Raw genomic sequence first — 8,059 nt, forward strand, 5'->3', positions numbered from 1 at the left:
AGCCTGCTTTGCGCTCTCAGCCTGGCTGTCCGTCCCTGTGGAGTCAGCCTGCTTTGCGCTCTCAGCCTGGCTGTCCGTCCCTGTGGAGTCAGCCTGCTTTGCGCTCTCAGCCTGGCTGTCCGCCTCCGTGGAATCAGCCTGCTTTGCGCTCTGCTCCATATGCCGCTTTTTAGCCAAACCGCCCTGCTCTGGCTTCTTTGCAGAGCCAGCCTGTTCTGCACGCTCTCCCTCTTCAGCGCCTGTCTGATCCGCGCCTGCTGTCTCTGCCGCAGCCATCCTCTCCATGCTCAGCCCAACAGCCAGCAGACACCACATCACCGGAGTGGCAATCGGCAGGTTAATGTTTACAGCCGCCTGCGCCCCATAGCAGAGCACAGCCATACATGGCCCCAGAACCCACGGTTTTGCACGCATCCCCTTAAGCATCCGCCAGCAGGCGCCGCCTAAAAAGAGCACATAAAAAATCAGCGCAAACGGCCCTATCGTCACCAGATACTGTAAATATTCATTATGCGCGCTCTCATAAAACACGCCGTGCAACCCAATCGCCTCCTGGCGGAAATCCCATGTAAGAATCCCGTACGTATCTGCCCCAAAGCCAAACAGCTTGTGAATCGGAGGCAGCTTTTTATAAGATTCCCAGCCAATCCGCCAGCAATAGCCCCTGTTCGTCCCCCAGTTATCATTAAATATAAGATAGCGGGAAAGCGCCTGGTATTTCTCCTGCTGATCGCCGAAATTCGCGTCGTAAACGATGTAAATGAGCACAGCCGCAACTACGGCAACCAGAAAAAGCCACATAAGCCGCAGCCATTTCCCAATATGAGCGTCTCCCCGACTCGCAATCCAAATGCATCTGCCAATATATAATACCGCAGCTACTCCCCAAAAAGCAATAACAATAACTTCCAAACGCTCATATTTTGCCAGAAAACTGAAAATTCCGCTCAGCCCGATGACCTTCCCCGCCATCTTCTCATTCACATCCGCAATTACCTTGATAACCGTCAGAAACGACGCAACCAGCACGCCGTAGCGCGCCGTCCACCTCGCATCTGCAAAAAGAATAAACGGAAGGCCGCCGAACAATACCCCTAAAGCAAGGTACGCATTGTCGCTCTGCCCGGTAATGATTGCTATAAAGCTCATTATCGCCGCCGCATAGTACCAGAGCATGCGCAGTACATTCTTCTCCGTGGCAAACAGGCTGCAGGCCGTTCCCATCATAAGCGCGACAAACGCCGTATACGTATTGATATTTCCCAGCGTCGAGGTAAACGAATTCGCCTGCCCCTTATCCACATTCACCTTCCATCCCAGAAGATCCATCTGGAAATAATCCGTAAGCCCGAACAGGCATACCAGCATCCCGGCCGCAAGAAACAAGTCCAGATGCCACTTCTGAATCCGCCCCAGCTTTCCAATCACCGCTACGCTCAATACATACAGCGTAATCAAAAACAAGCCGCTGAACCGCCCCTCATTTCCCCAGAACGACTCATACCTGTAATCCGATAAAACAGTGGACAGCGCCGCAAACAGCCAGAACGCGAACAATGCCTTATATACAAACGGCTGCTTTTTTAAATTTTCCCGCCGGAAATTTCCCAAAAACCTCCGGATATTCTGCGCTCTGAACTCCATCCCATCCACAAAGCAAAAAACCAGCGCCACTGCCGCGCAGGCTGCCAGCATGGCAATAGCCGCAACCCAGTAAAATTTATACTTTGCCTTCAATATATCAAAATAATAATTTTGATAGTACAGGGGAAATATCGTAAGAATCATGAATGTAAATACTGTTGTGATACCTGAAAAAATATTACCGGCCACCCTGGCCAGCTCCCCGGAGTCCTTTATCTTCGCAGCCTTCGCCATCTATACAATCTCCTCGTTCCTTTGTCAAAGCCTGATTTCAGAGCTTTCTACAGTATACCATCAGTCCGTCGCTAAATCAACCTTCCCATACACTTTAAAAGCCTTCCCAACTTTTAATTTTTTATGAAGATCTTCCTAAGAAAATATGGGGGAAAGGGAAACTGCGAACAGCACAACGGGCTGTGCCGGGACGGATTTGGGTATTTTGCGGGGGCGGTATTTGGGGGGTGCTTTTGCGCTTAATTGCTTGGGGAGGAGCGTTATTGAGGCCGTTTGTATTCTTATGCCCTCTTCTTTTTTCTTTTTTCTGTTTATTGCTTTCTGTTTTTTCGCTTTCTGTATGAATATTTGGTTTAATCTGCATATGTCATCAAGTAATGTTATTCCCCCATATCCGAAGTAGGGTAAGGCCGTTAAAAGTTAAGGAATTTCGGGAAAAAAGAGCAGTTCAAAAGGAAAAAAGGAGAGTGCATTATTATGAGAAAGCAGACAAAATTAGTTGCGGTTCTTTCCGCGGCGGCTTTGCTCGCGATGGGTGCTTCCATGACTTCTTTCGCCGCTGGTTGGGAGAAAGATGACGCTGGGGTTTGGCACTATTATGACAAAGATGATGAGATGGTGACCGGCGAGTGGAGAAAAGACGGCGCTAAGTGGTTCTATCTGGATGATGACGGCGATATGCTGACGGATGCCTGGGTAGATGACGAGTATTATGTTGGCGCTGACGGCGCGATGCTGGTGAATCAGTGGGCTAAGACAATTGCCGATGAGGATGTATCCGACCCGGATGAGGACGGCGAGCACTGGTACTATTTTGGCAGCAAGGGTAAGAAGACCACCGAAGATAAAAAGATCAATGGCAAAACCTACTATTTCAACGAAGATGGTGAAATGCAGGATGGCTGGTATGAAGAAGACGGTGATATCTATTACCTGAATGGCGAGGATGAGGGCTGGAGAGCCCAGAGCCAGTGGTTATGGCTTGCAAAACCGGATGATGATGACGATATCACAGGATGTGATGATGAGTGCGGCATCTGCGACGAGGAAGGCTGGTACTACTTCGGAAGCAATGGCAAGCTTTACAAGGATGCTAAAAAGAAGAAAGTAAATGGTAAATATTACTACTTCAATGAGCATGGCCAGATGTTGTATGAATGGATTAATAATGCCAAGGTAAAGGTTGGTTCCGGTGCAAGCCTTAATGCAAGCCTTGACGGAAATGCAACACCTGGTGAAGCGAAAATCGATGATATGCTTTACATGAACCAGGTGGAAGAGGGCTGGAGAGCAGACGGCTGGTATGAGATCGATGGTTCTGAGGATGTCGGAACAGACAATGATACCGACTGGTACTATTTCAGCGACGGAGAGGCCAAGAAAGCGGATACTTCTGATTTTGCAGGTGTAGTTGATGATGATAATACATTTATCTACAGAGCCAAGATTAAAGTGAAAGCAAGCAATAACAAGTATTTCTGCTTTGATGAAAAAGGCCGTATGCAGACAGGATTACAGTACATCCGTTCCACTGGCGGTTTCTATTACTTTGATGAAAATGGATATATGAAGACCGGAAAGGTATCGGGTGTTGAAGAAGATAACGACGATTTCACATACTATTTCAATACCAAGAATGGTAGAAATGGCGAAGGTGTAACCGGCGTAAAGGATAACTATCTGTATTTTAACGGTAAGAGACTGGAAGCAGATGACGACTACAGATTATTCTATGTAGATGGAAAAACATATCTTGTAAACAACAAGGGCAAGATTCAGAAATCCAAGACAAAGAAATACGATATTGAAGGATTGGGCGAGGAGATCACGCTTACTTTCAGTGGGGATTCTGTAAAGACAATAAGTGCTACAAAAGAAGAATTTGTTGAAGCTCTTACAATTCCGGAAATAGAGTTATATGACAATATCTACTCATATGGATGGACTGACTCTTCACACACAGATCTTGCAGAGGGATGGATTGAAAAAGAATCTACAGGCAAAGCAAGTTTTGAAGATGTATCGGTAGATGTATCTGTGTTTGGTCTGGAGTAGTAGAATCTAAATTGCCGTAGGAAATGTAACTGTAACCGAGATTTTTGGTGTGGATACTTCCAAAAGCACAAACAAAGTAAATAATAATTTTGGTACCCCTTTGCCCTTTCACAGGATGAAGGGGTATCTTTTATAATCCCCGGTACAGTAACGGACAAACAGATCCATTTCCGGAGAATGGAATCTGTTTTTTGTTGATTCTGATAATCATTTATTGCAAAATAGATTATAGGGAACCGCCACTGTTTTACGGGCAGATAAATCAGCGCTATGCCAGCTCCATAACCATACGGCTGGCTGCATTTTAATACAGAACATCATTGCACGGAGCAGGCAGCCTGCATTACAGCCAGCGATGATTTATCAATCGCCAGGCCACATATACCATCAACGGTTTTCGTGGCCTGAGCCTAAGGAAAGGAACGAGTATGGAAATGAAAAAACACTACTCCTTAATTGCAGGAATTCTGACAGTCTCACTGCTTTCATCAGGAATTGTCCCGGCTCTGGCCGGAACCGTTGAAGAGATTGAACGGCGGACGCATAAAGCTTCCATTTTTCCGGACGGCTATGAAAGGGCTGCCTCGCCTGACAGTATCCTGGCCCCTCTTGCCATAACAGACGGAGAGACAGATGTGGATGCCTTGCAGGGCAGAGCGCAGACGGAGGAAGTTTCTGTCGCTGTGGACGGCCTTGAAAATGGCAGGATTTCATTTTATATGGATCGCGATCCGCAGACGAACCAGGTTATATTACCAGACCCGGTTACAGTAACCGTCCGGCAGGGGTCGGGAGAGGCCATTGGAGAGGTCAGCGTGAACATCTCACCCGTCCTGAATGCGGACAGAAAAAGGATTGAGGCTGTTCCGGCAGGCAATACTTTATTAAGCCAAAATGCCCAGGCAGAATTTTCGGTATCCTTTGTAGATAAAAATATCGGGGATGACACAGACCGCCCGGGCGGCAGCAGTGATGACTTTTATATTCAGATAGTGGAGACGAAACAGGACCGTGTTCTGGCTACGATACCTGTTCTTTATGGGGCGGATGGATTTTACACCCGGTACAGCTCAGAATACATTGATTTCTATAAAGGGCCCCTCGTTAATGGCAGGTACAGGAATATCGGAGATGTTAATCTGAACCGGACGCTTCCCCCCGAATTTACGATAGAGCATTACTATAAGCCTATGGCAGGGACGGAACATACAGCGGTTTCAGAAATCCGGTTATCTCCGGAAGGAAGCTTTACCTTCACAGACGGCTCCTGCGTTATGGCAATGAAAATAGCCGACGAGGGATGGTTACAAATCCCTGTTAAAATGAAGCCAGAGGTATTCACGGCCCTGAGAAATGATGCGGTTTTAAATGGGACGTCTATAAACATATATACGGTTTTAGAGGATCTGCAGATTATTTACGATGATGGTTACTGGGCGGGAGGCGCCGTAAATCCCCTTCCGCTTGTTTATCATACATCCTACTCAAGAGGTTTAGGCAGTTCCGGCAGCTCTGGAGGTTCCGGCAGTTCCGGAGGATCCGGCGGTTCCGGCAGTTCTGGAGGATCCGGTGGTTCCAGCAGTTCCGGAGGATCCGGTGGTTCCAGCAGTTTCGGCGGTTCCGGCAGTTCCGGAGGCCCCGGTGGAAGCGCTGCGGTTATTGGGCCAACACAGACTGCGAGAACAACGATAGCATCTGTAACTGATATTGGGTGGGTTCAAACAGAAGGAAACTGGTATTATTTTAATGCTGAAAACCAGCCTGTACATGACTGGCTGAAATGGATAAATGAAAAATGGTATTACTTAGGTTCAGATGGGATTATGAGAACAGGCTGGACTCTGGTAGACGGGAAATGGTATCTGCTGAATCCGGACGGCTCTATGGCAGTTGGCCTCTTAATGGTAAACGGACAGTGGTATCTGCTGAAGCAGGATGGCTCTATGGCAATCGGATGGGCCCAGGATCCGGAAGGGAAGTGGCGTTACTTTATGGATAACGGAACCATGGCAGTCAGTTATACTGCGCCGGATGGGAGAACGGTGAATGAATATGGAATTTGGGAAGGATAATCCAGTAATGGTTCATATTTTGTATCCTGCTATTAACAAAGTGCTAAATTATCATTTATTGGCATAAAAATAGAAATGGATATATAAAAATATTTAGTAACGGTTACACTGTAAACAGAAAGTAAATCGTAACAGTTCAGGCAACCTGAACTGTTACGGTGTCTGCTCATGAAAATCGTTCTAAATCTTTTCTATAAGTTCCTACAGAATATCCTTGATGTGATTCCTCAGCAGGCTGTAGATATCGGCCATGCTGTTTAAATTGTTATCCGCAATATGCTGTCGTATTTGTTCCTTTTTGTAGACATAAAAAATCCTCTTTTTCGATACGAATCGTCATATCTTGATTCTTACCCCAAAAGAGGTGTTTTTTCAAAGACACAAATTCTTTTACACTATCTTTGGGAAAATTTCAAGTGATCAGAAGTGAGTTCCGTCTTAAAAAATAAACATAACTGAAGATAATCATCGCACCAATAATCTCTTTGAATATTGGTGCGATGACTATTTAATTACTAATCAAAATCCAAAAATACTGTATTGGAAAATTCGATTATGACTTTACACTTTAGATGATTTTATTCAGTCTTTTCATCTGAATCAGTCTCTTCGACATCTTCATCTTCATCTGGAGTTTCTGTACTTTTTTCAATCTCCTCCCAAGTGGTAATTATACCGCTATCAACACCGTCATGAATAATTACATTGTCCATTAACTCAATATATGGGAGTGCCGCAACCTTTTTCCAACTATCCGGCAGATTTTGTATTTTATAACTGTTTTTGTTGAAGCTGAAGGAAACTTCTTCTGCACCCCGGCCATTTTCTACATCATACTTCTTAGTAGATGATTTCTGAAGTTTGCCTTTGTTGTTTACAAGAAAGTAGTCGCCATTAACTACATAAATTCTGTAGTCATCATCAGCTTCCAGTCTCTTTCCACTCCAATATAAGTAACCATCTTTTTCTCCGGTTATACCCTTTCCATTTCCTCCGTTTTTCGTCTGGAAATAGTAAGTAAAGGAATCGTTCTCTTCCTCAACATTACTTACTTTTCCGGTCTTCATATAGCCATTTTCATCAAAGTAATACATATATCCGTCAATTAACTGCAAACCTGTCTGCATCTGACCAAGTTCGTTAAAGCAGAAATATTTACCTTCAACTTTAATCTTTGCTCTGTAAATGGTATCTCCATCATCTGTCAGGCCATTCTCTTCTTCGTATTTAGCCTTCTTTGCCTCACCGTCTTTGAAATAATACCAATCTGTATCATTTCCGGCACCAAGTGCTTCAGCACCGTCGATCTGATACCAGCCGTCGGTTCTCCATCCCTCCTCTACGACGTTCATATAACGAACTTCACTCGGAGTCGCTGTGATATCACTGCTGTCTAACTGAGCATTCGATGCTTTTGTGGATTTAACGCCATTGATCCATTCATAAAGCATTTGGCCGTGCTCATTAAAGTAATAGTATTTTCCGTTGATCTTTTTCTGCTTTACACCCTTATACATCTTGCCATCGGTACCGAACCAGTACCAGCCTTCTTCATCACAGGCTTCGCAATTATCATCGCAGATTTCAATATCATCGTCATCGTCGGGCTTCTCCAGCCACAGCCAGCCGCTGGCTCTCCAGCCCTCATCCTCGCCGCCCAGATAATAAACAGCATCTCCATCCTGATACCAGCCATCCTGCATTTTTCCATCTTCATCAAAGATATAGGTCTTGCCATTGATCTTTTTATCGGTGCCGGAAACCTTTTTACCTTTGCTTCCGAAGTAGTACCATGCATCGCCGTCATCCTCCGGATCGTCCACATCTTCATCCGCGATAGTTTTGGCCCACTGATTAACCAGCATAGCGCCATCAGCGCCAACATAATACTCGTCATCTACCCAGGCATCCATCAGCATATCGCCGTCATCATCCAGATAAAACCACTTAGCGCCGTCTTTTCTCCACTCGCCGGCAACCATCTCATCATCTTTGTCATAATAGTGCCAAACCCCAGCGTCATCTTTCTCCCAACCAGCGGCGAAAGAAGTCAT

General features: G+C 45.5%; 4 protein-coding genes. 2 read left to right on the plus strand and 2 right to left on the minus strand.

Features of this window, described 5'->3' with window-relative positions:
• The coding region (locus tag NFS31_RS25715) for an O-antigen ligase family protein (protein ID WP_251501662.1) at positions 1-1,878 on the minus strand (1,878 nt) is incomplete at its 3' end.
• 477 nt (positions 1,879-2,355) lie between these two features.
• On the opposite strand from NFS31_RS25715, the gene NFS31_RS25720 reads away from it, so the two are divergent.
• The gene (locus NFS31_RS25720) at positions 2,356-3,933 is read left to right on the plus strand and encodes a PspC-like choline-binding domain-containing protein (protein WP_251501664.1); all 1,578 of its coding nucleotides are present in this window, start codon (positions 2,356-2,358) and stop codon (positions 3,931-3,933) included.
• 428 nt (positions 3,934-4,361) lie between these two features.
• Positions 4,362-6,005, plus strand: a complete 1,644-nt coding sequence (locus tag NFS31_RS25725; protein WP_251501666.1) for an N-acetylmuramoyl-L-alanine amidase family protein — start codon at positions 4,362-4,364, stop codon at positions 6,003-6,005.
• A gap of 578 nt (positions 6,006-6,583) precedes the next feature.
• Here the strand turns inward: NFS31_RS25725 and NFS31_RS25730 are convergent.
• A partial coding sequence (locus NFS31_RS25730) for a glucan-binding protein (protein WP_251501668.1) occupies positions 6,584-8,059 on the minus strand: 1,476 nt, incomplete at its 5' end.

Source organism: Otoolea muris, from assembly GCF_943193115.1.
Taxonomy (GTDB): domain Bacteria; phylum Bacillota; class Clostridia; order Lachnospirales; family Lachnospiraceae; genus Otoolea; species Otoolea muris.